The sequence below is a fragment of the Frankia sp. Mgl5 genome (assembly GCF_023242985.1).
Classification (GTDB): Bacteria; Actinomycetota; Actinomycetes; order Frankiales; family Frankiaceae; genus Parafrankia; species Parafrankia soli.
This window is the reverse complement of record NZ_JALKFY010000510.1, coordinates 1-390: the sequence shown is the minus strand read 5'-3', so window position 1 is coordinate 390 and position 390 is coordinate 1. Positions and strand designations below refer to the sequence as shown.

Sequence of the window (390 nt, the reverse complement as noted above, 5' to 3'; positions counted from 1 at the left end):
ACGTCTGTCCGAGCGGCTTATTGATCAGACCGGCGTAATACCGGAAACAGTTGACTGCATCCGTTATGTCAGCCTGGCTTTCCCGCAACGGCTTGCCGCTATTTTGCGTTTCCAGTTCCGCAAATTCCTCCGCGCGTTGTTCCAGCTTGTCGGCCAACGCGTTCATCAAGCGCGCGCGCTCCACTGGAGGTGTGTCAGGCCAACTCGTCTGATCAAACGCCTTTCTCGCTTCTGCAATGGCACGGCGTACATCACCCGGTCCGCCCTCCGCCACCACAGCGATCACTTCACCGGTAGCCGGGTTAAACACCTCACGTACATGGCCCTCTTCCGCATCTACCCATTGTCCCGCGATAAACATCCTCCAGGCTGCTTTGGTCTGTGTGGTCA

At 57.4% G+C, this 390-nt stretch carries 1 protein-coding gene; it reads right to left on the bottom strand.

Annotated elements, in window-relative coordinates; genetic code table 11:
• Positions 1-361: aldehyde dehydrogenase family protein (locus MXD62_RS10375; RefSeq protein ID WP_248829112.1), on the bottom strand; the 361-nt coding region annotated here is incomplete at its 3' end.
• Positions 362-390: the final 29 nt, after the last annotated feature.